The organism is Magnetospirillum sp. SS-4, from assembly GCF_902729425.1.
Classification (GTDB): domain Bacteria; phylum Pseudomonadota; class Alphaproteobacteria; order Rhodospirillales; family Magnetospirillaceae; genus Phaeospirillum.
In genome coordinates, this window is record NZ_CACVCH010000051.1 from 56,351 (window position 1) to 81,436 (window position 25,086).

The following is a 25,086-nucleotide window of genomic DNA, read 5'->3' on the forward strand; positions in this document are numbered from 1 at the left end:
GTATTTTTTCGGAGGCATTACAGTGCTGGATGGCCGGCGGGTCCTTCTCATCATCTCCGGCGGCATCGCCGCGTATAAATCCCTGGAGTTGATTCGCCGCCTGAAGGACAAGGGCTGCGCCGTCCGCTGCATCCTCACCCGGGGCGGGGCCAATTTCGTCACGCCGCTGGCGGTGGCCGCCCTGTCGGGGGACAAGGTCTATCAGGAGACCTTCTCGCTGACCGACGAGGCCGAGATGGGCCATATCCGCCTGTCGCGCGAGGCCGATCTGGTGGTGGTGGCCCCGGCGACCGCCAATCTGCTGGCCAAGATGGCGGCCGGCATCGCCGACGATCTCGCCTCCACCGCCTTGCTGGCCACCGACAAGCCGGTGTTGGTGGCGCCCGCCATGAACACCATGATGTGGGACCACGCCGCCACCCGCGCCAACATGGCGGTTCTGGAGGGGCGCGGCATCAGCCGCATCGGCCCCAATTCCGGCGATCTGGCCTGCGGTGAGGTCGGCGGCGGCCGCATGGCCGAGCCGGCCGAGATTCTGGCCGCCATCGAGGCCCACCTGGGTGGCGGCGCCGGTCCGCTGGCCGGCAGGCGCGCCATCGTCACCAGCGGCCCGACGCACGAGCCCATCGATCCGGTGCGCTATATCGCCAACCGCTCGTCAGGCAAGCAGGGCCACGCCATCGCCAGTGCCCTGGCCGCCCTGGGTGCCGAGGTCACCCTGGTCAGCGGCCCGGTGACGCTGCCCGATCCCGCCGGTCTCACGACGGTGCGGGTGGAAAGCGCCGCCGACATGCTGCGGGCGGTCGAGGCGGCCCTGCCCGCCGACATCGCGGTCTGCGCCGCCGCCGTGGCCGACTGGACCGTGGCCAACCGCTCCGGCGAGAAACGCAAGAAGAGTCCGGGCGCGCCGCCGCCGGTGATCGAGCTCACCCCCAATCCCGATATCCTGGCGACCCTGTCGAAGCCGGGACCGCGCCGTCCGCGTCTGGTGGTGGGATTCGCCGCCGAGACCGAAAAGCTGATGGAGCACGCCCGGGACAAGCTGGCCCGCAAGGGCTGCGACTGGATCGTCGCCAACGACGTCTCGGCCGGCAGCGGTACCTTCGGCGGCGATTCCAATGCCGTCCACGTCATCGATGCCTCGGCGGCTGAATCCTGGCCGCGCCTCGGCAAGGATGAAGTGGCCGCCCGGCTGGCCGCCCGCATCGCCGCCGCCCTGGAAGGTACCCCATGACCAAGCCCGTAAGCGTGGCGCTGAAGCGCCTGGACCACGCCGCCGATTTGCCGCTTCCGGCCTACGAGACCGCCCACGCCGCCGGCATGGACCTGATGGCCTGCGTTCCCGCCGACATGGAGCTGGCCCCAGGCGGGCGCGCCCTGATTCCCACCGGATTCGCCATCGCCCTGCCCGAGGGCTTCGAGGCGCAGGTCCGCCCCCGCTCGGGCCTCGCCGCCAAGCACGGAATCACCGTGCTGAACGCGCCCGGCACCATCGACGCCGATTATCGCGGCGAGATCGGCGTCATCCTGATCAATCACGGCGACGTCGCCTTCGCCGTTCGGCGCGGCATGCGCATCGCCCAGATGGTGGTGGCTCCGGTCGCCCGCGTCACCTGGAACGAACAAGACAGCCTGGACGACACCGGGCGGGGAGCCGGCGGCTTCGGGTCCACCGGCACGGGGAAAAGGGGGTAGGAATCTGACCATGCTGCGGCCTTCCAAGAAGATGCTGTTCGCCATCGAGGCGGTGCTCGACATCGCCTACCACGCCGGCGGCGAGCCGGTTCAAAGCCGCGAGATCACCCGGCGCCAGGGCATTCCCCGCCGCTACCTGGAACAGACCCTGCAACAGCTGGTCCGGGCCGGCGTGCTGACCGGCGTGCGCGGCCCCCGTGGCGGCTATCGCCTGGCGCGCGAGCGCCGCCGCATCTCGGTGGGCGAGATCGTCCGCGTGGTGCGCGCCCTGGAAACCGCCGAGGACCCCTATCAGGACATGCCGGCCTCGGAACTGGGCAAGCAGGTCATCCGCCCCATGTGGGGCGACCTGTCGGAAGAGATCATGTCCCGCCTGGACGCCATCACCGTCGACGATCTGTGCATGCGCGCCTACAAGGGCGGCATCCCCAGCGAAGCCCATCAGAAGCTGGATTTCATCATCTAGCCCTGATATTGTGTAATTATGAAATGAACTACACAAAACACATGGAGTTTCCGGAATGACCGCAGCAAGCGAGTCCAAGCCCGCCTTCCGCGGCAGGATCTACGACAGCATCATCGACACCATCGGCGCCACGCCGCTGGTGCGGTTCGGACGCCTGGCCGCCGAGGCCGGCGCCAAGGCCGAGATCGTCGGCAAGCTGGAATTCTTCAATCCCCTGGCCTCGGTCAAGGACCGCATCGGTTTCGCCATGATCGAGGCGGCCGAGGCGGCCGGCCAGTTGAAGCCCGGCGGCACCATCATCGAGCCGACCTCGGGCAATACCGGCATCGCGCTGGCCTTCGTCGCCGCCGCCAAGGGCTACAAGCTGGTCTTGTGCATGCCGGAAAGCATGTCGCTGGAACGGCGCAAGATGCTGCAATTGCTGGGCGCCGAGATCGTGCTGACCCCGGCGTCGAAGGGCATGACCGGCGCGGTGCGCCAGGCCGAGGAACTGGTGGCGGCGACGCCGGGCGCCGTCATGCCGCAGCAGTTCAAGAACGCCGCCAACCCCGCCATCCACGAACGCACCACCGCCGAGGAAATCTGGAACGACACCGACGGCAAGGTGGACATCATCGTGTCGGGCGTCGGCACCGGCGGCACCATCTCCGGCATCGGCCATGTGCTGAAGGCCCGCAGGCCCGGCCTGCGCATGGTGGCGGTGGAGCCCGAGGACAGCCCGGTCCTGTCCGGCGGCGCCCCCGGCCCCCACAAGATCCAGGGCATCGGCGCCGGTTTCATCCCCGACATCCTGGACAAGGGCGTCATCGACGAGATTCTTCAAATCGGCAACGAGACCGCCCTGATCACGGCGCGCAAGGCCGCCAGGCTGGAGGGCATTCCGGTCGGCATCTCGTCGGGCGCCGCCATCGCCGCCGCGCTGGAACTGGGCACCCGTCCCGAGAACGCCGGCAAGCTGATCGTGGCGATCATCCCCAGCTTCGCCGAGCGCTATCTGTCCACCGCCCTGTTCGATCAGGTGTAGGCATCCATCCTTCGAGACGGCCCCAACGGGCCTCCTCAGGATGAGGAACATGGTCCCTCGTCCTGAGGCGCGAAGCCTCGAAGGACGAGGGTATCGACGTCGGAGTATCGTCATCATGGACTTCACCGAGGAGCAGATTCACCGCTACGCCCGCCACATCATCCTGCCGGAGGTGGGCGGCATCGGTCAGGAAAAGCTGCTCGGATCAAGCGTGCTGGTGATCGGGGCCGGCGGGCTGGGCTCGCCGGTGATCCTCTACCTCGCCGCCGCCGGCGTCGGCACCATCGGCGTGGTCGACGACGACGACGTGGAACTGTCCAACCTGCAACGCCAGATCATCCATGCCACCTCGCGGGTGGGATCGGCCAAGGTGGACAGCGCCGCCCGAATCGTCGCCGACGTCAATCCCGATGTCCGGCTGGTGCCCATCCGCGCCCGGCTCGACAAGGACAACGCGCGGGCCATCATCCGCGATTTCCAGGTGGTCGCCGACGGCTCCGACAACTTCCCCACCCGCTTCCTGGTCAACGACGCCTGCCGGCTGGAGGGAAAGACCCTGGTCTCGGCCGCCATCCTGCGCTTCGACGGCCAGTTGGCCACCTACAAGCCGGGCGGGCCGTGCTATCGCTGCATCTACCGCGAACCGCCGCCCGAGGGGCATATCCCCACCTGTTCCAGCGCCGGGGTGCTGGGCGCCATCGCCGGCACCATGGGCGCCATGCAGGCCACCGAGGTGCTGAAGGAATTGCTGGGCATCGGCGAATCGCTGTCGGGCAAGCTGGTGATCTACGACGCCTTGTCGGTGACCTTCCGCACGGTGCGGGTGCCGCGCGACCCCGGCTGCCCGCTGTGCGGCGACCATCCCACCATCGCCGACCTGTCCGCCCACGGGAGCACCGCCAATGTCTGCGGCTGAGAAAACCAGTCCCGACAAACTGTCGATCGTGGTGTTCTCGGGCGAGTTCGACCGCATCCACTACGCCCTGGTGATGGCCGCCGCCGCCGTGGCGTCCAATACCCCCGTCACCCTGTTCTTCACCATGTGGGCCGGCCGGGCGCTGGAGGCGCCGCTCGCCGATGGCCGTCCGGCCTGGACCCGCCTCAAATGCTCGGACGGCCGGACCGCCATGGAGATGGATGACGGCTTCAAGGCCAGGGGGATCGGCAGTTTCGAGGACCTGCTGGAAGCCTGCGTCGCCCTGGGCGTCACCGTGATGGTCTGCGAGATGGGGGTCAAGGCGCTGGGTATGGACCCCGACGGCCTGCGCCCCGACGTCCCCATCGCCAGGGGCGGCGTCGTCACCTTCCTGGCCGACGCCTCCCGGACCGGGGCGATGCTGTTCGTCTGATTCCCTACCCTTCCAGTTGCTTCAGCTTGGCGGCGGTGACCAGGGTGATGCCCTTCTCGGTGCGATGAAAGCGGGATGCGTCCAGCGCCGCGTCCTCGCCGACCACCAGTCCGGGCGGCACGACGCAGCCCTGATCGACGATGCAGCGCTTCAGGCGGGCATGGCGGCCGATGTCGCAGCCGGGCAGGACCAGGGTGTCTTCGACCACGCAATAGCTGTTGACCCGCACGTTGGAGAACAGCATCGAGCGCCGCACGATGGCGCCCGAGATGATGCAGCCGCCCGCTACCAGCGAATCCACCGCCATGCCGCGCCGGTGATCGGAATCGAACACGAACTTGGCCGGCGGTGATTGCGGCTGATCGGTCCAGATCGGCCAGTTCTCGTCATAGACGTTGAGAGCCGGGGTCACGGTGGTCAGGTCGATATTGGCTTCCCAATAGGCGTCGACGGTGCCGACATCGCGCCAGTAATGCTCGCGGGCGCCTTCGTGCATGACGCAGGAATGCTGGAAATGATGGGCGATGACCCGGTGGCTTCCGACCAGGGCGGGGATCAGATCCTTGCCGAAATCGTGGCTGCTGTCGGGTTGGGCGGCGTCCTTGACCAGCAGGTCGAACAGCAATTGGGCGTTGAACATGTAGATGCCCATGCTGGCCAGGGCCAGATCGGGCCGTCCCGGCACCGGCTGGGGATTGGCGGGCTTCTCGTCGAATCGGATGATGCGGTCGTCGTCGTCAACCGCCATGACGCCGAATCCCCGGGCGGTCTCCAGCGGCACCTCGATGCAGGCCACCGAAACGTCGGCGTGGCAGGCCAGATGCTGGGCCAGCATCCTGCCGTAATTCATCTTGTAGACGTGGTCGCCGGCCAGGACCAGGACGTGCTCGGGCCGGTGGGCGCGGATGATGTCCAGGTTCTGGTACACCGCGTCGGCGGTGCCCTTGTACCAGTTTTCGCCGACGGTGCGCTGTTGGGCCGGCAGCAATTCGATGAACTCGTTGAACTCGCCCCGGAGGAACCCCCAGCCGCGCTGGATATGCTGCAACAGCGAATGCGCCTTGTACTGGGTCAGGACGCCGATGCGGCGAATTCCGGAATTGATGCAGTTGGACAGGGTGAAGTCCATGATGCGGAACTTGCCGGCGAAGGGAATCGCCGGCTTGGCGTGCCAGTCGGTCAGTTCCATCAACCGCGAGCCGCGCCCGCCGGCCAGCACCAGGGCCAGCGTCCGCCGCAGCCGTTCGGTCACCTGGATGTCGATGCCTGTGCCCCTGTCCGACGGATCGTACATCCCGGCCCTCCGTTGACTCTGCCTTAGCCCTTCCGACCGTGCCACAATCGGGACGGAGGCACAACCGCCCCTGGGGGCAGGGTCGGGCAACCCGCCGCTCGACCCCATGGTAAATACCGGATAGTGTTGAGGCGGGAGATGGTCAACCTCCGACAGGGGTCCGAAATGCGCGTGCTGTTCGCTTCCTCAGAGGTGTTCCCGCTGATCAAGACCGGCGGCCTCGCCGACGTGTCGGGCGCCTTGCCGGCAGCCCTGGCCGAGGCCGGGGCCGACATGCGCATCCTGCTGCCCGGCTATCCCCAGGCCATGGACGCGACCGAGGCCAAGCGCGAGGTCGGCTCGCTGGGCGACCCGCTCGCCATCGGGGCCGAGACCCGGCTGGTCTCGGGCAAGCTGCCGGAATCCGGCGTTCCGGTGTGGCTGATCGACTGCCCCGTCCTGTTCCAGCGCGACGGCGGCCCCTATCAGGACGGCCACGGCCGCGACTGGCCCGACAACGCGCTCCGCTTCGGGCTGCTGTCCAGGGTGGCGGCGCAGCTGTGCACCGACGGCAGCCCAGCCAAGTGGCGGCCGCAGATCCTGCATTGCAACGACTGGCAGACCGGGCTGGCTCCGGCCTATCTCCACGCATGGGAATTGCTGGCCCGGCCCGGCACCGTCTTCACCATCCACAACATCGCCTATCAGGGCCAGTTCCCACCCGAGATGGTGGCCCGGCTCGGCTTCCCGCCCGAGATGTACGCCATGGAGGGGCTGGAATATTACGACAGCCTGTCCTTCCTCAAGGGTGGCCTTTACTACAGCGACCGCCTGACCACGGTCAGCCCGCGCTACGCCAAGGAGATTCAGACTCCCGCCTTCGGCTGCGGCATCGAGGGATTGCTGTCCAGGCGGGCCACCGACCTCTGCGGCATCCTCAACGGGGCCGATTACGGCGTGTGGGACCCGGAATCGGATTCCCATCTGGCTCACCCCTTCAAGCCCGGCGACACCGCCGGCAAGGCCCGCAACAAGGCGGCCTTGCAAGAGGAACTGGGCCTCGCCCCCCTGCCCCAGGCGCCGCTGATGGTGATCGTCAGCCGGCTGAGCGATCACAAGGGCATGGACCTGGTGCTGGCGGCGCTGCCCGCCATTCTGGCCATGGGCGCCCAGGTGGCGCTGGTCGGCACCGGCGACCACCAGTTGGAGGATGGCTTCCGCGCCGCCGCCGCCGCCCACCCCGCCCAGGTGGCCGCCTGCATCGGCTATTCCGAGCAACTGGCGCACCGCATGATGGCCGGCGGCGACATCTTGCTGATGCCGTCACGGTTCGAGCCCTGCGGCCTGACCCAGTTCTACGCCTTCCGCTACGGCACCGTCCCGGTGGCCCATGCCACCGGCGGACTGGCCGACACCCTGGTGGACACCGGCTACGACACCCTGATGACCGGCACCGCCAACGGATTCGTGTTCGAGCATTGCAACGCCGGCGCCTTCCAGTGGGCGGTGGAACGGGCGGTGGCGCTGCATGCCCGGCCGGACCAGTGGCGCAAGATCGTCAAGGCCTGCGTCGCCCAGGATTTCAGTTGGGGCCGTTCGGCGCTCCGCTATCTCGACCTCTACAAGTCGCTGGCCGGTACCGGCAAGGGGGGCGGCAACGGCAAGGGACGGGCCAAGGCATGACATCCTCCGACATCGCCCTGGTCGCCGATATCGGCGGCACCCACGCCCGTTTCGCCCTGGTGGACGACGGCGAGGTTCTCGACCCGGTGCAATTGCGCTGTGCCGATTACGACGGCCCGGTCAGCGCCGCCAGGGCCTTCCTGACGACGCATTTTCCCAATTCCCGGCCACGCCGGGGGGCCTTCGCGGTAGCCTCGGTGATTGACGGCGATCATGTCGACATCACCAACTCGCCATGGAAATTCTCGGTAGAGGCGACCCGCGCGGCGCTGGCGCTCGACCACTTCCAGGTGGTCAACGACTTCACCGCCGTGGCGCTGTCGGTTCGCCACCTGAAGCCCGAACACCTGCTGTCCATCGGCGGCGGCGCGGCGGTGCCGGACCAACCCATCGCCATCCTGGGACCGGGAACCGGCCTTGGCGTCTCCGGCCTGATTCCCGCGCCGGACGGACAGTGGATTCCGTTGTCGACCGAGGGCGGCCACGCCACCATGGCGGCCGCCAACGACCGCGAGGCCGCCGTCCTGGCCTGGCTGCGGCGGCGCTTCGACCACGTCTCGGCCGAAAGGGTGCTGTCGGGCCAGGGGATCGTCAACCTGTATCAGGCGCTGTCGGCGCTGTCGGACCGTCAGGCGGTGTACAGCACTCCCGACGTCATCACCCGGCACGGCCTGGACGGGTCTTGCGTCATCTGCCGCGAGGCGGTGGACATGTTCTTCGCCATGATGGGAACAATCGGCGGCAATCTCGCCCTCAGCCTGGGCTCGCGCGGCGGCGTCTACATCGCCGGCGGCATCCTGCCGCGCATGGCCGAGGCGTTCCGCCTGTCGGATTTCCGCGCCCGCTTCGAGGAACACGGCCGGTTCCAGCCCTATCTCGCCACCATTCCGACGTGGCTGGTCATCCACCCCATGCCCGCCTTCCTGGGCATGGCGGCGCTGGCGCGCTGAGGCCGGTCGGTCAGCGCACGCCGCGCTCGGCCCCGGTACGGGCGATGATGTCGGCCACCAGGGATCTGTTGTCAGCCAGCCATGCATCGAATTCGGCGATGACCTCCGGCACCTTGAGGGACGACAGCCGGTAGGATTCGGCGATATGGGGCAAGGTGGGGGCGAAGGCCAGCGCCCCCGGTGGGGCCAGCAGCGTTTCGGCGGCGCTGAGAGCGACGGCGACATTCACATAGGCGCCGTCGATGCGGCCGGCCTGAACCTGACGCAGCAATTGCTCGAAACTGGGATTTTCCTTCAATTCCACCTTGCCGGCCTGGATATGCTCCTGCCAGGCGAAGGGGGTGAAGCCGGCCACGGTGCCAATCCCCTGGACGTCGCCGAGTTTCAGGCCAAGCCGCTCCCTGCGGACAACCGTCCCGTCGATATAGGCGATCACCGGCCTGGAATAGCTGATGCCCCGGCCCTGGCGCAGGGATTGCTGCCAGTCGGGACTGTCGGGAAACTTCAGATCGATGCCGCCATGCAGCAATTCGGCCAGCAGACGCTTGACCGGATAGGCCTGATAGACCATCCGGTATCCCCTGGCCTGGGCGAAGGCATCCAGGATTTCCCGCCCCGCGCCCGTGAACTGGCCGTCGCGATAGCCGTAGACCGGGGAATAGTCGATGGCCTCGACTCCGACCACCAGGTCGCGGGCCTGAACGGGGGAAACAGACACGGCGGCCACGGCGACGGCCAGCATCCGCAACAGCCTGTCGATCCACCGCGATTCCATTCCCCCCTCCCCGGCCGGTCATAACCCCGGCCGGATTGAACCACGGCGGAAGTCTATACTCAATTAGGCCTTGCGGCCAGGGCACCAGGTGGAAACAAAGCCGTCGATTCCGTGCTCGCTGATGCCGAGATCGCGCAGTTCGCGATAATCCAGGGTTTTCAGCTCGCTCCGCAGCGCCTGGCGGGCGGAGTGGATTTCCAGCGGCCGGATCACCCGCTCGACCACGAAGTCGACCAGCAGGCTGACGAGGCCGTCATGGTGGCGCAGGCTGGGGCTGGGCCCGGGGGCACAAGGGCTGAAGGTGGGAGAGAGCGACATGGCGGGGCTCCTGTCTTTCGAATAAGTGTAATATTCATATGAAATAATCCCGGTTCAGGGCAACCCACGCCATTGCATGGCTTGCTTGCGCAAACGCCGGCCTTTATTCGCCACCCCGGCCGCGCTACCCTTCAGGGATCATTGTGGAGAATTCGACCATGACCGGAACCGTCGCCGCCCGCCTCGCCGATCTCGGCTTGCATCTGCCGGAACCGGCGGCGGCCGTGGCCAACTACATCCCCTTCGTCATCACCGGCAACCTGGTGTTCGTGTCGGGCCAGTTGCCGCTGGAGAACGGCGCGATGGCGGTCACCGGCAAGCTTGGCGAGACCGTGACGCTGGAAGACGGAGTCCGGGCCGCCCGGCTGTCGGCGATCAATCTGCTGGCCCAGGCGCGTCAGGCCGCCGGCGGCGATCTCGACCGGATCAGGCGGCTGGTGCGCATGACCGCCTTCGTGGCTTGCGTTCCGTCGTTCACCGATCAGCCCAAGGTGGTCAACGGCGCCTCGGACCTGATGGTCCAGGTGCTGGGCGAGGCCGGCCGGCACGCCCGCGTCGCGGTGGGCGTGCCGTCGCTGCCGCTGGACGCGGCGGTGGAGATCGAAGCGGTTTTCGAACTGGGATAAGGGACGTTCCCGAGATCAGGCGTCCAGGGCCTGGGCGATGACGATGTCGCCGCAGCCGATGGCGCGGTCCTTGCCGCTCTGCTTGGCGGCATACATGCGCTGATCAGCCTTCTCCACCAGATCGCTCCAGGTTTCGGCCGCGTCGACCATGCGTTCGGCGACGCCGATGGAGGCGGTAAGCGGCTTGCCGTCGGGACGGATGCCCAACCCGGCCGCCCGCCAGCGGCTGACCGCGATCATGGCGCCGGAAGGGTCGGTGTTGGGCATCAGCACCAGGAATTCCTCGCCGCCCCAGCGGATCATGATGTCGCCGCGCCGCAGGATCTTGCGCAGGGCCGACGAGGCGGAACGCAGGGCGTTGTCCCCCTCCTCGTGGCCATAGCGGTCGTTGATGGACTTGAAATTATCCAGATCGACGAAGGCCAGCGCCAGCGGCGTCTGCGAACGGCAGGCGCTGACGAATTGCTGAATAAGTATCTCCTCACCTACGCGTCGATTGTAGGCCCGCGTCAGCCCGTCGTGGGACGACTGGTCCACCAGCTGACTCATGAAGTGCAACTGGCTCATGCCGGCCAGGGTCGAAACCATCGCCAGCAGCAGCAGCAGCCACTGCGCCCCCAGATGCGAGGCGAAGGGCAGCAACTGATAGCCCAGCAGACCGGTCAGGAAGTAGGCGCAAACCAGCGGCAACCCCAGCAGGGCGCCTTCCAGGGCGGTGATGGGAAACACCGACAGCCCCGCCACCATGACGAAGGGCAGGAAGGCGTAGCCGGCGGCGATCACCTGCTGCGCCGGATCGCTGATGGTGAACTGTCCCAGCAATGGATGGCTGATCAGGAAGAACACCGTTGGAATCGACAACAGCCACACCAGCCCCCAGCGGGCCGCCAGGATGCTGTCCGACCCCCGGTTCGACAGCGCCAGCAAGATGAAGGCGATGGCGGCCAGAACCCGCAACGCCGCCAGATACATGGCCAGCGACGTCTCGAAGATCAGAAGGTCGATGGGAATCCACAGCGGCGTCAGCACGGCAAAGGTCGCCGCCACCAGACGGACGCGGGAAAGGATCAGCAAGGCCCGCCGCCGTTGAACGAACGCGGATTGCCGGGTGGGCAGAAACAGATCAAAGATTTCCGCCATCGTCATTCCGGAGAACACGACGGCAAGGACTTTCTTTATAAAGCTTTTAACAACAAGCACCTGGCACATCCCTTTAAGCCGGGCGAGCGAACCCGACCGTAATGCTTGACTGGAATCGTTGCAAGGAAAACAATGCCCCCATCCTCGTCATGCGTCGCTTTGTTATCGGGCGGCGGGGGCGCAGACTCCTTCGAGACAGTGCCCGTTCGATCCCGATGTGGGTGTCCTGAACATGCCGATTCATACCGATCCCCGTCCCGCCTCATCCTATGAATTCGCCGGCGGCGCCGAATCCGATTCGGCCAGCGCCCAGGAAACCGCCTGGATCGAGGTGATCCGCAAGATGGAGGAGGTCTATTCCGACCTGATCCAGTACGAGGTCGAACTGGAGGAGAAGAACACCGCCCTGGAAGAGGCGCAGCGCTTCATCAACTCGGTCCTCTCGGCGGTGTCGGACATCCTCATCGTCTGCGACCAGAAGGGGCATATCCAGCAGGTCAACCTCGCCTTCCTCCAGTTGACCGGCTTCGCCGAGATCGATCTGTTCGAACGGCCGCTGGAAGATGTCATGGCCGAGGAATCCGGCTCCCTTCGCCTGTACAGCTGGATCGATTCCGGCACCGCCTGCGACCGCGAGGTCCGGTTCCGCTCGGCCGAGGGCGGCGCCACCGACCCGGTCGCCCTCAACTGCGCCACCCGCCTGGACCACCGCGGCCTGCCCGCCGGCATCGTGCTGACCGGACGCCCGGTGGGGGACCTGCGCCGCGCCTACGAGGCGCTGAAACAGGCCCAGGCCCAATTGGTGCAGCAAGAGAAGATGGCGTCACTGGGCCGCCTGATCGCCGGGGTCGCCCATGAACTGAACAACCCCATCAGCTTCGTCTACGGCAACGTCCACGCCCTGTCCAAGTACACCGACCGCATCACCGCCTATCTGGACGCCATCCACGGCGGCGCCGATCCGGCCAGCCGCGACCGGCTGCGCGGCTCTTTGCGCATCGACGAAATCATGACCGACCTGCCGGCCCTGATCGGCGGCACCTCGGAAGGCGCCCAGCGGGTGGCCGACATCGTCCGCAACCTGAAGCGGCTGTCGTTCTCGGCCTCGGGCGGGCAGGAGACCTTCGACCTGGCCGAGGTGATCGCCAAGGCGGTGCAGTGGTCGGGCTCGGGCAAGCGCGGGGCCGGCGCCATCGGACTCGACCTGGCCGAGGCCTTGCCGGTCCGCGGCAACGCCGGCCAGTTGCATCAGGTGGTGGTCAATCTGGTGGAAAACGCCCTGGACGCCGTTGCCGGCCTCGCCGGCGCCCATGTCTCGATCAGCGGCGCCATCGCCGACGGAAACATCACCATCGTCATCGAGGACAATGGCCCCGGCATGGCCGAGGACATCCTGCTCAAGGTGTTCGATCCGTTCTTCACCACCAAGCCGGTGGGCAAGGGAACCGGCCTCGGGCTATGGATCTCCTACGGCATCGTCAAGGATCACGGCGGCAGCCTGGACGCCGCCAACCGGGCCGGCGGCGGCGGCCGCTTCACCATCACCTTGCCGGCGGCAAGCTGACCGGGATCAGAAGTCCCGCAGCGCGCCCCAGGCCAGCGACCCCAGCAGGATGGCCAGCAGGACGGCCATGGCCACGATCAGACGGCGGCTGGTCCTGACATCGTCGGGTATCTTGTCGGTCATGGATATCCTTGCGGCTGATCGAGCGGCGGCGCCTTGGCCCCGTCGGGCAGCAACCGGTCGTCGCCGCCAAGGGTTCTGTGCATGATGACCACGTCGACCCAGCGGCCGAACTTGAGACCGACGCCGCGCAGCACCCCTTCCTGGCCGAAGCCGACAGAACGGTGCAACGCGATGGAACCCTGGTTGGCCGAATCGCCGATCACCGCGATCATCTGGCGATAGCCCAGGGCGGTGCAGCGTTCGATCAACGCCGACATCAGCGCCCGGCCGATGCCGCGCCGCGCCACGAAGGGCGCCACGTAGATGGAATCCTCGACGGTGTAGCGATAGGCGGAGCGCTGGCGGAACGGGGCGGCATAGGTGTAGCCCAGCACCTCTCCGTCGTCCTCGGCCACCAGGAAGGGCATGGAGCGCCCCACCACATCGCGCCAGCGTCCGGCCATCTCCTCGACGCTGGGGGCCGCCTCCTCGAACGAGGCGGCGGTGCGGGTGACGTAGAAGGCGTAGATCGCCTGAATCGCCGCCATGTCGCCAGCGGCGGCGTCGCGGACCCGGACCGGCAGCGGGACGGCGCCGGGGGTCATGACGGCATGACCTCGGCGGCCGTCGCCGCCAGGGACTTGACCACCCCATCGATATCGGCCTGGATACGGGCGAAGTCGGGCCGGCGCTCGTGGACAGACTCGTCCATGTAGAGGGCGCGGTTCATCTCGATCTGAAGGGCGTGGCTGCCCTGGCGGGGATGGCCGTAATGCCGGGTGGTGAAGCCGCCGGCGTAAGGGGTGTTGCGCACCACCCGATACCCCCGCTCGCGGAACGCATCCTCGACCACCTGGGTGAACAGCGACAGGCACGAGGCGCCGAAGCAATCGCCCAGCACCACGTCGACCCGCGACAGGCCGGAATCCCGGTCCATCGGCCCCCCCACCGACGGCATGGAATGGCAATCCACCAGCAAAGACCAGCCGAACGCCTCGCGCGTGGCCTCGACCAACTGGCGCAACCGGTCGTGATAGGGCCTGTAGCAGCGCTCGATCCGCGCTTCCGCCTCGGCCACCGGCAGCCTGCCGGCATAAATCTCGGCGCCGCTGGCCACCACCCGGGCGATGGTGCCCAGCCCGGCCACCACCCGCGGGCTGCGGGTATTGGCGTGCGGCGGCAGCGGGCCGGCGAACATGGCGGGATCAAGCTCGTAGGGTTCGCGGTTGGGATCGCAATAGGCCCGGGGAAACACCGCGCTGATCAACGGCGCGCCATGCGCGGGGGCGCAGTCGTACAACTCGTCGATGAAGCTGTCCTCGGACCGCCGCAGGGTCATGGCGTCCAGCCGCGAGGCGGCGACGAACTCGGCGGGATAGTCGCGGCCGGAATGGGGCGAGGCGAAGACCAGCGGCACCGTCTGGCGGGGCGGCGCATGTACCTTCAGGACGGCCTGATTGTCGGTTGCGGGGGCGGGCATCGTATCCATGGTATCGACCGGAGTCTTATCCCGGATTTCGCACCCTGTCACGACCGCAAACGCAATGGCGGGCACATGTGAATTTTGACGTTGCGCGGAACGATCAAACACGGTAGAAAGCGGCCCTTCCTCGCTGGCGGCTCCCGCAACACCGCCGGCACACGAAGTCGAAGAGATGGGCGGTTAGCTCAGCGGGAGAGCACTACGTTGACATCGTAGGGGTCACTGGTTCAATCCCAGTACCGCCCACCATTCCCAGGACGGCCAATATACCGGAACGGCGCGTCCCCGCGCCAAAGGCGCCACCTTATTTGTCCCCGCGCCAAAGGCGCCGCCTTATTCGTCGCTGATGCCCCGGCGCGAGATGGGGACGTCGCGGTGGATATAGGCGCTCATCACCAATCCCCAGCCGAACAGCAGCGACAGCATGGCGGTGCCGCCGTACGAAATCAGCGGCAGCGGCACGCCCACCACCGGCAGCATCCCCATCACCATGGCGGTGTTGATGAAGAAATAAAGGAAGAAGATGGTGGTGACGCCATGCGCCACCAGACGGCCGAACTGATTACGGCAACGCATGGCGATGGCATAGCCGAACGCCAGCAGCAGGGCGTAAAGCCCCAGCAGGACCAGGCCGCCCATCATTCCCCATTCCTCGGCGAACATGGTGAAGATGAAATCGGTCTGCTTCTCGGGCAGGAAGTTGAGACGGCTCTGCGTCCCCATCATGTAGCCCTTGCCGAACATCCCCCCCGATCCCAGCGCGATCTTCGACTGGGTGATGTGATACCCGGCCCCCAGCGGATCGGTCTCGGGATTCAGGAAGGTCAGGACCCGCTTCTTCTGGTATTCGCGCAAAAATTGCCAGGCGACCGGCAGGGCGGCCAGGGTGGCGCCGATCACCACCACGAATTTCCATACCCGGACCCCGGCCATGAAGAACAGGGCGCCAGACGACATCACCAGCATCAGCGCGGTGCCGAGATCCGGCTGTTTCAGCACCAGCAGGGCGGGGGCGAACACCATCAGGAGGGGAACGATCAGGAACAGCGGCCGCCCGACCTCCTGCCAGCTGGCGCCGTGGAAATAGCGGGCCAGCGACAAGATCAGGGCGATCTTCATGATCTCGGACGGCTGCAACTGGATGAATCCCAGGCTGATCCAGCGCTGGGCTCCCATGCCGATGGTGCCCTTCACCTCCACCGCGATCAGCAGCACCATGGCGATGGCGTAAAGGATATAGGCGTTGCGCATCCAGAAGCGCAGATCGATCAGCGCCACCGTGATCATCACTCCGATGCCGACGGCGAAGCGGACGATCTGCTTCAGCGCCCACGGCTCCAGCGAGCCCTGGGCCGCCGAATACAGCGTGGCGAACCCCACTCCGGCGATGGCGGTCAGGACCGCGATCAGCGACCAGTTGATCTGCCAGATCTTGTCCCGGAGCGACATCTCGGTCCGGTTCAGCCGCGACGGCATGCGGGGCATGGGGCGCAGCATCAGAATCTCCTGAGATCGGAAGGAGGCGGAGGCTCGCCGGAACCGGCGTTCCCGGCGACACGGGCCAGGTCGCGCTTCTGCACCTCGATCATGATGTCCCGCGCGATGGGGGCGGCGACCGCCGAGCCGCCGCCGCCGTGCTCGACCACCACCGCGATGGAATAGCGGGGGTTGTGGTCGGGGGCATAGGCGACGAACAGGGCGTGGTCGCGTTCCTTCCACGGCAACTGGTCGTTCTTCTTCACCCCGGTCTCGCGCTCGCGCATGGTGATGCGCCGCACCTGGGCGGTGCCGGTCTTGCCCGACAGCCACATGCCTTCCTGGGTGATGCGGGCCTTGTAGGCGGTGCCGCCGGGTTCATTGGAAACGCCGAACATGCCCTTGCGGATCAGGGCCAGCGACTGGCGCGACACGCCGACGCCGGGCCAGTCGGGAGCGCCGCGCGGACGCACCACCTTGTCGACGATGGGATCGCGGGCCACATGCGGAACCACGGCATAGCCGCCATTGGCGATGCGCGCCGTCATGGTCGCCAGTTGCAGCGGCGTGGCGGTGACATAGCCCTGGCCGATGGCGTTGACCAGGGTCTCGCCGGGATACCAGGGCTGCTTCAGAGCCTTTCGCTTCCAGGCCTTATCCGGCATCAGGCCCGATTTCTCGTTGGGCAGGTCAATGCCGGTGGGCACGCCGAGGCCGAAGCGCCGCGCCATCTCGGCGATCTTCTCGAAGCCGGTGCGCCGGGCGATTTCGTAGAAGTAGACGTCGCAGGAATTCTTGATGCCGCTGATCAGGTCCTGGGCGCCGTGGCCTTCCTTCTTCCAGCAATGGAACTTGATGCTGCCCAATTGCATGTGGCCCGGACAGAACACCCGCATTTCCGGGGTGATGTCGCGTCCCTCCAGCGCCGCCAGGGCGGTCAGCATCTTGAAGGTGGAACCGGGGGCGAACTGCCCCGCGATGGCCTTGTTGCTGAGCGGCGAGCGGGAATCGGTGCTGAGTTCCTTCCATTCCTCGACGGTCAGGCCGCGATTGAAGGAATTGGGATCGAAGGACGGCGTCGAGGCCAGCACCAGCACCGCGCCGGTATGGATGTCCATCACCACCACCGCGGCGCTCTCGTCGCCCAGGCGCTGGGCGGCGTATTCCTGCAAGCGGACGTCCAGGGTGAGGTTGAGGTCGATGCCGGGTTCGCCCTCGCGGCGCTCCAGTTCGCGGATCACCCGGCCGACGGCGTTGACCTCGACCGAGGACGTGCCGTGGCGGCCGCGCAACGCCATGTCGTAGATGCGCTCCACGCCGCCCTTGCCGATGCGGAATCCCGGCAGTTCCTCCAGCGGATCGTCGGTCAGGTCGCTTTCCGAGACGGCGGAAACATAGCCCAGGATATGGGCTCCCAGGCTTTCCAGCGGATAATGGCGGCTTTGGCCGACATCGATGACGACGCCGGGCAGGTCCGAGGCGTTGACCTCGATGCGGGCGACCTCCTCCCAGGTCAGGTTCTCGCGCACGATGACGGGAACGAAGCTGCGGCGGCGGCGGACTTCCTTGTGGATACGCGACCGCTCGCCATCGCCGATGGTGATGATGCGGGCCAGTCCGTCCAGGGTGTAGTCCAGCGACGGAGAGCGTTCGGCCACCACCATGACGCGGTAATTGTGCTGATTGACCGCCATGGCGACGCCGTTGCGATCCAGGATCAGGCCGCGCGGCGGCGCCAGCAGGCGGATGCTGATGCGGTTGTCCTCGGCCAGCATGGCGTATTTGTCGGCCTCCATCACCTGGAGGTAGTACATCCGCGCCGCCAGGGCGCCGATCAGGGTCGCCTTGGCGCCGCCGAGAAACATGGCCCGGCGCGAGAACATCTTGGAGCGGTCGGTGTCGTTATGCATCGGCCGCCCTCCCTAGACGTCCCTGAGGAAGGCCATCTGCGTCCGGGCCAGGAACCAGGTCAGGATGGGAAAGAAGCACAGCGTCATCAGATAGACGAACGCCACCGGAAGCGGGTCGATCACCCGGCCGATCAGCATCGACGCCAACACCCAGGACAGAAAGACCGCCCCGGCGCTCAGCAGCCCGAACGCCCACCAGGTGACGGCGAACGACTTGCCCAGGAAGAACTTGCGCTGCGACGCCGCCGTCGCCTGAACCAGGATCATCACCAGGGCGTTCACCCCGAGCGGCGTGCCGTCGACGATGTCGGACAGCAGGCCGAGGATGAAGGCCAGCCAGGCCGGCAACAGGTCGGGACGGTAGATGGCCCAGTAGCACACCCCCATCAGCGGCAGCATCGGCGTGATCCCGGCGAAGCCGGGCAGATGGGTGGGAACGGCGGTCAGCAGCAGTAAAAACAGCGTCACCCCGAACGGAACGAGGTGGCGGACCCAGATGTCCATCCGAACCCAGATGGAGGCCTTCACTCCTCCTTCCCCCGGCGGCGACGCTCGGGCGGCGGCGGACGCTCGAACGGCAGGATGCCGCCCAGGCCGTAATCAACGACGGCGACGAATTCCAGATGATGGCGCTGGATGAACGGCTCCACCCGGATGATGCCGTCGTTGAACGACGAGATCGCCCCGACCGGAATGCCGGGAGGAAAGGCGCCGCCGGCGGCGGCGGTGACCACGCGGTCGCCAACCGAAATGGCGGGGCTGCCGGCGACGTAGTTGAGGCGGGGCCGCGCGGTGTTGTCGCCGGTGAGGATGGCCTGGGTGCGGGTGGCCTCCAGCAGGACCGGAGTGCGGGCGTTGATGTCGGTGATCAGCAGCAGCCGCGACGAGCGCATCCCCACTTCGGCGATGTGGCCGACCAGAACCTCGCCCGACAGCACGGCCTGCCCCTTGCGAACGCCGTCCTTGGAGCCGGCGCCGAGCAGCATGGAATGGCCGAAGGCCGACCCCATGTCGCCGATCACCCTGGCGGTGACGAAGGCGCTGCCCGGATCTGGAACCGTGTTCAGGTGGTCGTGCAGAACCACGTTCTCGGCCTCAAGGCGGCGCGCCACCGTCTGCCAATGCATCAGGCGGGCGTTTTCCTCGCGCAGGCGGGCGTTCTCGGTGCGGATATTGGCCAGTTCGTGAAAATTCTCGGTGATGCGGGCGATGGTGGCGGCGGGCCTGGCCATGGCGTCCAGCATGGGGGCCAGGGCGTCGCCGACCAGGGCGCGGGTCCGCTCGATCAGCACGATATCGGCCTTGCCGAGGATCATCAGGGCGACCGAGGCGACGATCAGCGACAGGAAGGCGAAGCGCTGGACCAGCAGCCTGACCGTCGCGAGCCGACCTGTCGCACCCGACTGCTTCACCGTTTTCCTCCGCTGCCCCGACCACCCCGGACCGTGGGGCGGATTCAGGTGTGGACACTACTACATCTAGTGGGAGCGATGCCAGAGCAAGCTTCTGCCCGCCTTCATTTTCCAACGGTTTTTGACTCTGCCCGGGGACCGGGCTACACCATCTCGATCAAAGGGAGGACAGCCGCGTGCGCAACGCCGGATCATATCGGGTGACCCTTATCGCCCTGACCGTTCTGGCGACGGCCATGTACGCCTATCCCTGGCTGCGGCTGGGGATGGATTTCGAGATCGACCTCAACGAGGGCTGGAACGGCTACGAGCAGATGCTGGCCATGACCGGCGCCTCCATCTATTCCGGCGCCGGGCCGCTGTACTTCAACAATTACCCGCCACTGTCGTTCTATCTGGTCGGGGCGCTGGGGCTGGCGCTGGGCGACCCGGTGCTGGCCGGACGGCTGCTGTCGGTCCTGGCGACCGGCGCGATCGCCGTCTGCTGCGGCGTGGTCGCGCGGGCCGGTGGCGGCGGACGCCGAGAATCCTGGCTGGCCTTCGCCACCGCTCTCGGCCTGTTCTCGGCCTTCGCCACCGATTACGTCGGCGTGAACGATCCGCAGATTCTGGCCCAGGCCTTTCTGTGCGCCGGCTTCGCCCTTTACGTCCGGCGGCCGGACAGCCCGGCCCGACTGGCCTGGGTGGCCGTGTTGTTCGGCCTCGGATTGCTGATCAAGCACAATGTCCTGGCGCTGCCGCTGGCGGTCACCCTCCACATCCTGTGGCGGGGGCCGTCGGCGGCGCGATGGGTCTATCTTGGGGTCGGGCTGGCGCTGGCCGGGCTGGCGACCTTTGTCATTTATTTGCTGTTCGGCGACGAATTCTTCCACCAGCTGCTGGCGTCGCGGGTCTATGACGTGACGCGGGGATTTCTGCTGGTGATGGAGATGCTGAGCCGGCTTCAAGCCCCGCTGGCGGTGGCCGGCCTCTACCTGATCGTCGCCGGCCGCGGCCGGGTCGACGCCCTTGTCGCCGCCTATCTGGTGATCGGCCTGCTGATCGGAATCGGCTTTTCCGGCGGCGCCGGCATCGACATCAACGTCTTTTTCGACGTCATGATCGCCCTGGCCATGGGAACCGGTCTGGCGGCGGCGTGGGTGGGCCGCCAGACCGGCTTGCCGGCCTCGGCGCCGGCTATCCTGGCGCTGGCGGCCAACGCCGGCATCATCTTGTTCTCGCCCCAGGCGCTGGGCCGCCTCGCCGTGGACGCGCTGGGCGAGATGGAGGAAAGGCAGCGGCTGTTCCGCGAGGACGTCGCCTATCTGCGGAGCATTCCCGGCCCGGCCATCTGCGAATCGCACCTTTTGTGCCTGCGGGCCGGCAAGCCCATGCTGATGGACCCGTTCGGCGTGCTTCAGGCCACCCTGACCGGGCGGCTGCCGCCCGACCGTTTCACCGGGATGCTGCAACGCCGCGAGATCGCGGTGTTGCAGATCAGCAGCACCCGCGAGCATCCGGCCGACGAGGCCCCCGGCATGCAGGTGATGCCCCAGCGCTTCGTCAATTTCAGCGACGCGGTGTTCGACGAACTGGACCGCTCCTACCGGGTCGGACGGGTCGGACTGTCCGGCCGGTTCCATCTGCCCCGGCCCGACTGAAACCGGCCCCGCTGAAACCGGTTTCATCGCCCGGCCGGTTGGGATAGCACTATGGGAATGCGCCCCCTGACGCCCGATATCCTCTTGCGAGCCTACGCCATGGGCGTGTTTCCCATGGCGCGGTCGCGCGACGACGCCCGGTTGCACTGGATCGACCCCGAACGGCGCGGCATCCTGCCGCTGGACGGCTTCCACGTCAGCCGCAGCCTGCGACGGACGCTGCGGCGGGGAGGATTTGAAATGCGCGTCGACACCGCTTTCGAGACGGTGATGCGGGCCTGCGGCGAGTCCACCGCCAGGCGGCCGGATTCCTGGATCAACGACGAGATCATCCGCCTGTTCGCCCAGTTGTTCCGCCGGGGGCTGGCCCATTCGGTGGAAAGCTGGCGGGATGGGGAACTGGTGGGCGGGCTCTACGGCCTCGCCCTGGGGGGGGCATTCTTCGGCGAAAGCATGTTCTCGCGCGCCACCGACGCCTCCAAGGTGGCGCTGGTCCATCTGGTGGCGCGGCTGAGGCTGGGCGGCTTCGCGCTGCTCGACACCCAGTTCGTCACCGATCACCTGCAAGGCTTCGGCGCCGTCGAGATTTCCCGCGACGACTACCACCGCCGGCTGGCCGAGGCCATCGACCGCGAGGCGGAATTCGACCCAGCCCCCGACATCCCCTGGGAAGCGGCGCTAGCCCCGGCCCCCACCGGACACGCGCCGAGCGCCCCCACATCCATGGTCCTTGCCCGGCGCCCGGCGCCCGACTAACCTGAGGCCAGGAGGAGCCCATCATGAGTTTTCGTGGTACCGATACCTATGTGGCGACCGAGGATCTGCTGGTCGCCGTCAACGCCGCGCTGCGGCTCGAACGCCCCCTGCTGATCAAGGGCGAGCCCGGCACCGGCAAGACCGTGCTGGCCACCGAGGTGGCGAAGGCGCTGGGCCGTCCGCTGATCCAATGGCACATCAAGTCGACCACCAAGGCGCAGCAGGGCCTCTATGAATACGACGCGGTGGCGCGCCTCAGGGATTCCCAACTGGGCGACCCCAGGGTCCACGACATTTCCAACTACATCAACCAGGGCAAGCTGTGGGAGGCGTTCGAGGCCCCCACCCCTCCGGTGCTGCTGATCGACGAAATCGACAAGGCCGATATCGAATTCCCGAACGACCTGCTGCTGGAACTCGACCGCATGGAGTTCCACGTCTACGAGACCAAGCAGGTGGTCCGGGCCGAGCGGCGCCCGATGGTCATCATCACGTCCAACAACGAGAAGGAGCTGCCGGACGCCTTCCTGCGCCGCTGCTTCTTCCACTACATCCGCTTTCCCGACCGCGAGACCATGGAACGCATCGTCGAGGTCCATTTCCCCGGCATCAAGCCGGCCCTGCTGCACGAGGCGCTGACCGCCTTCTTCGACATCCGCGACGTCGCCGGCCTGAAGAAGAAGCCCTCCACCTCGGAACTGCTGGACTGGATCAAGCTGATCGTCGCCGAGGACCTGAGCCCCGACGACCTGCGCGCCAAGGATTCCCGCACCCTGATCCCCAAGCTGCACGGCGCCTTGCTGAAGAACGAACAGGATGTTCACCTGTTCGAGCGGCTGGCCTTCATCAACCGGCGGGAGGGGCGCTGATGACCGTGGTCCAGTGGACGGAAGCCATGAGCGTGGGGGTCGAGGCGCTCGACAACGACCACAAGCGCCTGATCCACATGATCAACGGCCTGCATTATTCCGATGCCGGCTTCATCGAGTTGTTCAACGCGCTGCTGGACTACACCAACTCCCACTTCGAGCGCGAGGAGACCCACCTGGAAACCATCGGCTATCCCGGCCTCGCCTCGCACCGCACCCAGCACGACGCCTTCGCCGACAAGGTCTCCGCCATGCTGAAGGAATATCGCGAGAACGGCTTCGCCGACACCGACCAGCGGGTGGCGGATTTCCTGTGGACCTGGCTCAAGGGGCACATCCTGATCGAGGACCAGAAATACGCCGCCTGGAGCAAGGCCCGGCATACGCTGTGAACGCCCCCATGAATGCCTTGGCCCGTTGGTATTAGGTTCTCCCCATGTTCCTGACCCTCTTCCTTGAACTGCGCGACGCCAGGGTTCCCGTCACCCTGAAGGAATACCTGACCTTGCTGGAGGCGCTGGAAGGCGGAATCGCCGAGCTTTCGGTGGACACGTTCTATTATCTGGCGCGTTCGTGCCTGGTGAAGGACGAACGCAATCTCGACAAGTTCGACCGGGTGTTCGGCAAGGTGTTCAAGGGCGTGCTGGACGAGCAAGGCATGCTGGCCGACGCCCTGAAGGCGGCCATTCCCGAGGAATGGCTGCGCAAGCTGGCGGAAAAGCTGCTGACGCCGGAGGAGATGGAGCAGGTCAAGTCGCTGGGCGGCTTCGAGAAGCTGATGGAAACCCTGCGCCAGCGCCTCAAGGAGCAGAACGAGCGCCACCAGGGCGGCTCCAAGTGGATCGGCACCGCCGGCACCTCGCCGTTCGGGGCCTATGGCTACAATCCCGAGGGCGTGCGCATCGGCCAGGACGAATCCCGTCACCGCCGGGCCGTCAAGGTGTGGGACCGCCGCGAATACCGCAATCTCGACAACGGCATCGAACTGGGCACCCGCAATTTCCGGCTGGCGTTGCGCCGGTTGCGCCGCTTCGCCCGCGAGGGCGCCGCCACCGAGCTGGATCTGCCCGGCACCATCCGCTCGACGGCGCGGTCCGGCGGCATGCTCGACCTCCAGATGGTGCCCGAGCGCCACAACAAGGTGAAGGTGCTGCTGCTGCTGGACGCCGGCGGCTCCATGGACGAACATGTGCGCACCTGCGAGGAGCTGTTCTCGGCGGTTCGTTCCGAGTTCAAGCACCTGGAGCACTTCTACTTCCACAACTGCCCCTATTCCGGCTTGTGGAAGGACAATCGCCGCCGTCACGAGGACGTCACCAACACCTGGGACGTCATCCACACCTATCCATCCGACTGGAAGCTGGTCATCGTCGGCGACGCCGCCATGAGCCCCTACGAGATCACCATGCCGGGCGGCGCCGTCGAGGAATGGAACGACGAACCCGGCCTGGCCTGGATGGAACGGCTGCTGGACCACTGGCCCAGCGCCGCCTGGCTCAATCCGGCACCGCAGGGGCGCTGGCAATGGACGCATTCCACCCAGATGCTGGCCCAGATCATGGGCGGACGCATGTATCCCCTGACCCTGGAGGGAATCGACGCCGCCATGCGCAATCTCAACCGGGGCGCCGCCCGGCCGGGATGAGCGGCTACGCCACCATTTCCTCCGGCCGCCGCAGCAGGCGGTCGGCCTCGGCCAACAATTCCTGCAACTGATCGTCGCCAAGATCGTGGGACAGCGCCATGCCGACGCAGGCCCTGACCATGTCGTCGGGCGAGGCGGCGGCGTCGAGATTGGCGATCACCTGGACCGCCAGACGGGAAATGACGGACGTGTTCACGATGCCTGATTCCAGGTCATTGCGCTTTTCCTCCCTTGAGTGCGGCGGTCATAACCGGTCACCGCCTTCCCGGCAAGTGACAACCGCTTAATCCGGGCCGGAATCGCCTTTATCCCGCCAGCAATTCGGTCTTGTTGCGGAAATACGCACAGGCCAGACAGGGATTGTCGCTGCGCAACCTTTCAAAGAAGCCGATACGCACCACCCAGCAGCCATCGGATTGGGAGCGCTCGACGGCGTGCGCCCCGCCGCTGCCGCATCGGGCGGCGACCGCGGCGTCGCATCCGGCGCAAGGCAGCGAAGCGGCCCCGCCGAGGTCGCATGCGACAGAAGCATCGGTCATGGCAAGCCTCCCCTTGCATGATTGACGTGATCGGCGATGTTTAAGGACGGACAGCGTCTCAGGTGGTCAGGGGCTGGACCGGCAGGAGATGCCGCAACCGGTTCAGCAGTCGCGAGCGCAGGGGGGACCCCTGGTGCAGGTCGCTGGCGCACCGCGCCGCCTCCTGGGCGCATTCGTCGTGGTGGGTGCAGTCGTTATCCAGCGGACAGAACGCAATGTCCCCCAATATAACCATCGCATCCACCCATACGCCGCATTCGATGCAGTTGGATGTGGCCGCGAACTTCTTCTGACAATCGGTCGGCAGGCTGCATGTGGTCATGGCGGCGATGATAGGGGGCGCCCCCCCGAATCTCAACCACATCTTACATGCGGAATTAAGGGGGGCACC

28 protein-coding genes and 1 tRNA gene are annotated in these 25,086 nt (G+C 66.7%); 16 read left to right on the forward strand and 13 right to left on the reverse strand.

Features of this window, described 5'->3' with window-relative positions; genetic code table 11:
* Positions 1–22 precede the first annotated feature (22 nt).
* The 6 genes from coaBC (at position 23) to MTBSS4_RS08360 (ending at position 4,534) form a co-directional block, all read left to right on the forward strand.
* Positions 23–1,234 (forward strand): bifunctional phosphopantothenoylcysteine decarboxylase/phosphopantothenate--cysteine ligase CoaBC, encoded by a 1,212-nt coding sequence (gene coaBC, locus MTBSS4_RS08335; RefSeq protein WP_173982940.1) that lies wholly within the window; start codon positions 23–25, stop codon positions 1,232–1,234.
* Positions 1,231–1,695, forward strand: a complete 465-nt coding sequence (dut, locus tag MTBSS4_RS08340) for a dUTP diphosphatase (protein ID WP_173982941.1) — start codon at positions 1,231–1,233, stop codon at positions 1,693–1,695. The genes coaBC and dut overlap by 4 nt, the downstream gene beginning before the upstream one ends.
* A gap of 10 nt (positions 1,696–1,705) precedes the next feature.
* Positions 1,706–2,161 (forward strand): Rrf2 family transcriptional regulator, encoded by a 456-nt coding sequence (locus MTBSS4_RS08345; RefSeq protein ID WP_173982942.1) that lies wholly within the window; start codon positions 1,706–1,708, stop codon positions 2,159–2,161.
* Positions 2,162–2,216: 55 nt separating this feature from the next.
* Positions 2,217–3,185 (forward strand): cysteine synthase A, encoded by a 969-nt coding sequence (cysK, locus tag MTBSS4_RS08350; RefSeq protein WP_173982943.1) that lies wholly within the window; start codon positions 2,217–2,219, stop codon positions 3,183–3,185.
* Between the two features lie 115 nt (positions 3,186–3,300).
* Positions 3,301–4,101: a molybdopterin-synthase adenylyltransferase MoeB gene (locus tag MTBSS4_RS08355; protein ID WP_173982944.1), complete on the forward strand. Its 801-nt coding sequence runs from the start codon at positions 3,301–3,303 to the stop codon at positions 4,099–4,101.
* Complete coding sequence (locus tag MTBSS4_RS08360; protein WP_173982945.1) at positions 4,088–4,534, forward strand: DsrE/DsrF/DrsH-like family protein; 447 nt, start codon at positions 4,088–4,090, stop codon at positions 4,532–4,534. The genes MTBSS4_RS08355 and MTBSS4_RS08360 overlap by 14 nt, the downstream gene beginning before the upstream one ends.
* 4 nt (positions 4,535–4,538) lie before the next feature.
* On the opposite strand, the gene glgC is transcribed toward MTBSS4_RS08360, so the two are convergent.
* Positions 4,539–5,828 carry a glucose-1-phosphate adenylyltransferase gene (glgC, locus tag MTBSS4_RS08365; protein WP_173982946.1) on the reverse strand — a complete coding sequence of 430 codons (1,290 nt, stop codon included), beginning with the start codon at positions 5,826–5,828 and terminating at the stop codon, positions 4,539–4,541.
* A gap of 165 nt (positions 5,829–5,993) precedes the next feature.
* On the opposite strand from glgC, the gene glgA reads away from it, so the two are divergent.
* Positions 5,994–7,490, forward strand: a complete 1,497-nt coding sequence (glgA, locus tag MTBSS4_RS08370; RefSeq protein ID WP_173982947.1) for a glycogen synthase GlgA — start codon at positions 5,994–5,996, stop codon at positions 7,488–7,490.
* Positions 7,487–8,440, forward strand: a complete 954-nt coding sequence (gene glk / locus MTBSS4_RS08375; protein WP_173982948.1) for a glucokinase — start codon at positions 7,487–7,489, stop codon at positions 8,438–8,440. Before glgA ends, glk begins: the two co-directional genes overlap by 4 nt.
* Before the next feature lie 10 nt (positions 8,441–8,450).
* Here the strand turns inward: glk and MTBSS4_RS08380 are convergent, their stop codons facing one another.
* Both MTBSS4_RS08380 and MTBSS4_RS08385 read right to left on the reverse strand, forming a co-directional pair.
* A complete protein-coding gene (locus tag MTBSS4_RS08380) occupies positions 8,451–9,215 on the reverse strand; it encodes an ABC transporter substrate-binding protein (RefSeq protein ID WP_254432449.1) in 765 nt (254 codons plus the stop codon).
* Positions 9,216–9,278: 63 nt separating this feature from the next.
* Positions 9,279–9,533 carry a DUF1127 domain-containing protein gene (locus MTBSS4_RS08385; protein WP_254432450.1) on the reverse strand — a complete coding sequence of 85 codons (255 nt, stop codon included), beginning with the start codon at positions 9,531–9,533 and terminating at the stop codon, positions 9,279–9,281.
* A 158-nt stretch (positions 9,534–9,691) separates the two neighbouring features.
* Between MTBSS4_RS08385 and MTBSS4_RS08390 the strand changes: the two genes are divergently transcribed.
* Complete coding sequence (locus MTBSS4_RS08390; RefSeq protein ID WP_173982949.1) at positions 9,692–10,159, forward strand: RidA family protein; 468 nt, start codon at positions 9,692–9,694, stop codon at positions 10,157–10,159.
* Positions 10,160–10,174: 15 nt separating this feature from the next.
* On the opposite strand, the gene MTBSS4_RS08395 is transcribed toward MTBSS4_RS08390, so the two are convergent.
* On the reverse strand, positions 10,175–11,233 hold the full coding sequence (locus MTBSS4_RS08395; RefSeq protein WP_254432451.1) for a diguanylate cyclase: 1,059 nt from the start codon (positions 11,231–11,233) through the stop codon (positions 10,175–10,177).
* Positions 11,234–11,531: 298 nt separating this feature from the next.
* Here MTBSS4_RS08395 and MTBSS4_RS08400 point away from each other — a divergent pair, with 298 nt between their 5' ends.
* Positions 11,532–12,863, forward strand: coding sequence for a sensor histidine kinase (locus MTBSS4_RS08400; RefSeq protein WP_173982951.1), 1,332 nt, complete (start codon positions 11,532–11,534; stop codon positions 12,861–12,863).
* 119 nt (positions 12,864–12,982) lie between these two features.
* Here the strand turns inward: MTBSS4_RS08400 and MTBSS4_RS08405 are convergent, their stop codons facing one another.
* Together MTBSS4_RS08405 and MTBSS4_RS08410 are read right to left on the reverse strand one after the other, a co-directional pair.
* Entirely contained in the window at positions 12,983–13,570 is a 588-nt protein-coding gene (locus MTBSS4_RS08405) for a GNAT family N-acetyltransferase (RefSeq protein WP_173982952.1), read from the reverse strand.
* A complete protein-coding gene (locus MTBSS4_RS08410) occupies positions 13,567–14,454 on the reverse strand; it encodes an N-formylglutamate amidohydrolase (RefSeq protein WP_173982953.1) in 888 nt (295 codons plus the stop codon). Before MTBSS4_RS08410 ends, MTBSS4_RS08405 begins: the two co-directional genes overlap by 4 nt.
* A 168-nt stretch (positions 14,455–14,622) precedes the next feature.
* On the opposite strand from MTBSS4_RS08410, the gene MTBSS4_RS08415 reads away from it, so the two are divergent.
* Positions 14,623–14,697, forward strand: a tRNA-Val gene (locus tag MTBSS4_RS08415).
* 84 nt (positions 14,698–14,781) lie between these two features.
* On the opposite strand, the gene rodA is transcribed toward MTBSS4_RS08415, so the two are convergent.
* Genes rodA through mreC form a run of 4 tightly spaced genes read right to left on the reverse strand, consistent with a single transcriptional unit; the run spans position 14,782 to position 19,246 of the window.
* The gene (rodA, locus tag MTBSS4_RS08420) at positions 14,782–15,945 is read right to left on the reverse strand and encodes a rod shape-determining protein RodA (RefSeq protein ID WP_173982954.1); all 1,164 of its coding nucleotides are present in this window, start codon (positions 15,943–15,945) and stop codon (positions 14,782–14,784) included.
* The gene (gene mrdA / locus MTBSS4_RS08425) at positions 15,945–17,834 is read right to left on the reverse strand and encodes a penicillin-binding protein 2 (protein WP_173982955.1); all 1,890 of its coding nucleotides are present in this window, start codon (positions 17,832–17,834) and stop codon (positions 15,945–15,947) included. The genes rodA and mrdA overlap by 1 nt, the downstream gene beginning before the upstream one ends.
* A gap of 12 nt (positions 17,835–17,846) precedes the next feature.
* Positions 17,847–18,362: a rod shape-determining protein MreD gene (mreD, locus tag MTBSS4_RS08430; protein WP_173982956.1), complete on the reverse strand. Its 516-nt coding sequence runs from the start codon at positions 18,360–18,362 to the stop codon at positions 17,847–17,849.
* Complete coding sequence (mreC, locus tag MTBSS4_RS08435) at positions 18,359–19,246, reverse strand: rod shape-determining protein MreC (protein ID WP_173982957.1); 888 nt, start codon at positions 19,244–19,246, stop codon at positions 18,359–18,361. The genes mreD and mreC overlap by 4 nt, the downstream gene beginning before the upstream one ends.
* A gap of 200 nt (positions 19,247–19,446) precedes the next feature.
* Between mreC and MTBSS4_RS08440 the strand changes: the two genes are divergently transcribed.
* The 5 genes from MTBSS4_RS08440 to MTBSS4_RS08460 are packed head-to-tail and all read left to right on the forward strand — an operon-like array spanning position 19,447 to position 24,156.
* The gene (locus tag MTBSS4_RS08440) at positions 19,447–20,886 is read left to right on the forward strand and encodes a glycosyltransferase family 39 protein (protein ID WP_254432452.1); all 1,440 of its coding nucleotides are present in this window, start codon (positions 19,447–19,449) and stop codon (positions 20,884–20,886) included.
* Positions 20,887–20,943: 57 nt separating this feature from the next.
* Positions 20,944–21,642 carry a leucyl/phenylalanyl-tRNA--protein transferase gene (aat, locus tag MTBSS4_RS08445; RefSeq protein WP_173982968.1) on the forward strand — a complete coding sequence of 233 codons (699 nt, stop codon included), beginning with the start codon at positions 20,944–20,946 and terminating at the stop codon, positions 21,640–21,642.
* Between the two features lie 23 nt (positions 21,643–21,665).
* Positions 21,666–22,511, forward strand: a complete 846-nt coding sequence (locus MTBSS4_RS08450; protein ID WP_173982958.1) for a MoxR family ATPase — start codon at positions 21,666–21,668, stop codon at positions 22,509–22,511.
* On the forward strand, positions 22,511–22,903 hold the full coding sequence (locus MTBSS4_RS08455) for a bacteriohemerythrin (RefSeq protein ID WP_173982959.1): 393 nt from the start codon (positions 22,511–22,513) through the stop codon (positions 22,901–22,903). Before MTBSS4_RS08450 ends, MTBSS4_RS08455 begins: the two co-directional genes overlap by 1 nt.
* A 44-nt stretch (positions 22,904–22,947) precedes the next feature.
* The gene (locus MTBSS4_RS08460; protein ID WP_173982960.1) at positions 22,948–24,156 is read left to right on the forward strand and encodes a VWA domain-containing protein; all 1,209 of its coding nucleotides are present in this window, start codon (positions 22,948–22,950) and stop codon (positions 24,154–24,156) included.
* Positions 24,157–24,160: 4 nt separating this feature from the next.
* Here the strand turns inward: MTBSS4_RS08460 and MTBSS4_RS08465 are convergent, their stop codons facing one another.
* The 3 genes from MTBSS4_RS08465 to MTBSS4_RS08475 form a co-directional block, all read right to left on the reverse strand.
* On the reverse strand, positions 24,161–24,352 hold the full coding sequence (locus MTBSS4_RS08465) for a hypothetical protein (protein WP_173982961.1): 192 nt from the start codon (positions 24,350–24,352) through the stop codon (positions 24,161–24,163).
* A gap of 109 nt (positions 24,353–24,461) precedes the next feature.
* Entirely contained in the window at positions 24,462–24,695 is a 234-nt protein-coding gene (locus MTBSS4_RS08470) for a hypothetical protein (RefSeq protein WP_173982962.1), read from the reverse strand.
* Between the two features lie 58 nt (positions 24,696–24,753).
* Entirely contained in the window at positions 24,754–24,921 is a 168-nt protein-coding gene (locus MTBSS4_RS08475; RefSeq protein WP_254432453.1) for a hypothetical protein, read from the reverse strand.
* Positions 24,922–25,086: the final 165 nt, after the last annotated feature.

Bases quoted from the DNA above. Each gene is read 5' to 3' on its own strand.
- glgA (WP_173982947.1), top strand. From the start codon at position 5,994: ATGCGCGTGCTGTTCGCTTCCTCAGAGGTGTTCCCGCTGATCAAGACC.
- MTBSS4_RS08385 (WP_254432450.1), bottom strand. From the start codon at position 9,533: ATGTCGCTCTCTCCCACCTTCAGCCCTTGTGCCCCCGGGCCCAGCCCC.
- MTBSS4_RS08455 (WP_173982959.1), top strand. From the start codon at position 22,511: ATGACCGTGGTCCAGTGGACGGAAGCCATGAGCGTGGGGGTCGAGGCG.
- MTBSS4_RS08470 (WP_173982962.1), bottom strand. From the start codon at position 24,695: ATGACCGATGCTTCTGTCGCATGCGACCTCGGCGGGGCCGCTTCGCTG.
- glgC (WP_173982946.1), bottom strand. From the start codon at position 5,828: ATGTACGATCCGTCGGACAGGGGCACAGGCATCGACATCCAGGTGACC.
- MTBSS4_RS08355 (WP_173982944.1), top strand. From the start codon at position 3,301: ATGGACTTCACCGAGGAGCAGATTCACCGCTACGCCCGCCACATCATC.
- mrdA (WP_173982955.1), bottom strand. From the start codon at position 17,834: ATGCATAACGACACCGACCGCTCCAAGATGTTCTCGCGCCGGGCCATG.
- MTBSS4_RS08390 (WP_173982949.1), top strand. From the start codon at position 9,692: ATGACCGGAACCGTCGCCGCCCGCCTCGCCGATCTCGGCTTGCATCTG.
- MTBSS4_RS08460 (WP_173982960.1), top strand. From the start codon at position 22,948: ATGTTCCTGACCCTCTTCCTTGAACTGCGCGACGCCAGGGTTCCCGTC.
- rodA (WP_173982954.1), bottom strand. From the start codon at position 15,945: ATGCTGCGCCCCATGCCCCGCATGCCGTCGCGGCTGAACCGGACCGAG.
- dut (WP_173982941.1), top strand. From the start codon at position 1,231: ATGACCAAGCCCGTAAGCGTGGCGCTGAAGCGCCTGGACCACGCCGCC.
- glk (WP_173982948.1), top strand. From the start codon at position 7,487: ATGACATCCTCCGACATCGCCCTGGTCGCCGATATCGGCGGCACCCAC.
- MTBSS4_RS08360 (WP_173982945.1), top strand. From the start codon at position 4,088: ATGTCTGCGGCTGAGAAAACCAGTCCCGACAAACTGTCGATCGTGGTG.
- cysK (WP_173982943.1), top strand. From the start codon at position 2,217: ATGACCGCAGCAAGCGAGTCCAAGCCCGCCTTCCGCGGCAGGATCTAC.
- MTBSS4_RS08405 (WP_173982952.1), bottom strand. From the start codon at position 13,570: ATGACCCCCGGCGCCGTCCCGCTGCCGGTCCGGGTCCGCGACGCCGCC.
- MTBSS4_RS08410 (WP_173982953.1), bottom strand. From the start codon at position 14,454: ATGGATACGATGCCCGCCCCCGCAACCGACAATCAGGCCGTCCTGAAG.
- MTBSS4_RS08345 (WP_173982942.1), top strand. From the start codon at position 1,706: ATGCTGCGGCCTTCCAAGAAGATGCTGTTCGCCATCGAGGCGGTGCTC.
- MTBSS4_RS08380 (WP_254432449.1), bottom strand. From the start codon at position 9,215: ATGGAATCGCGGTGGATCGACAGGCTGTTGCGGATGCTGGCCGTCGCC.
- MTBSS4_RS08400 (WP_173982951.1), top strand. From the start codon at position 11,532: ATGCCGATTCATACCGATCCCCGTCCCGCCTCATCCTATGAATTCGCC.
- MTBSS4_RS08450 (WP_173982958.1), top strand. From the start codon at position 21,666: ATGAGTTTTCGTGGTACCGATACCTATGTGGCGACCGAGGATCTGCTG.
- aat (WP_173982968.1), top strand. From the start codon at position 20,944: ATGCGCCCCCTGACGCCCGATATCCTCTTGCGAGCCTACGCCATGGGC.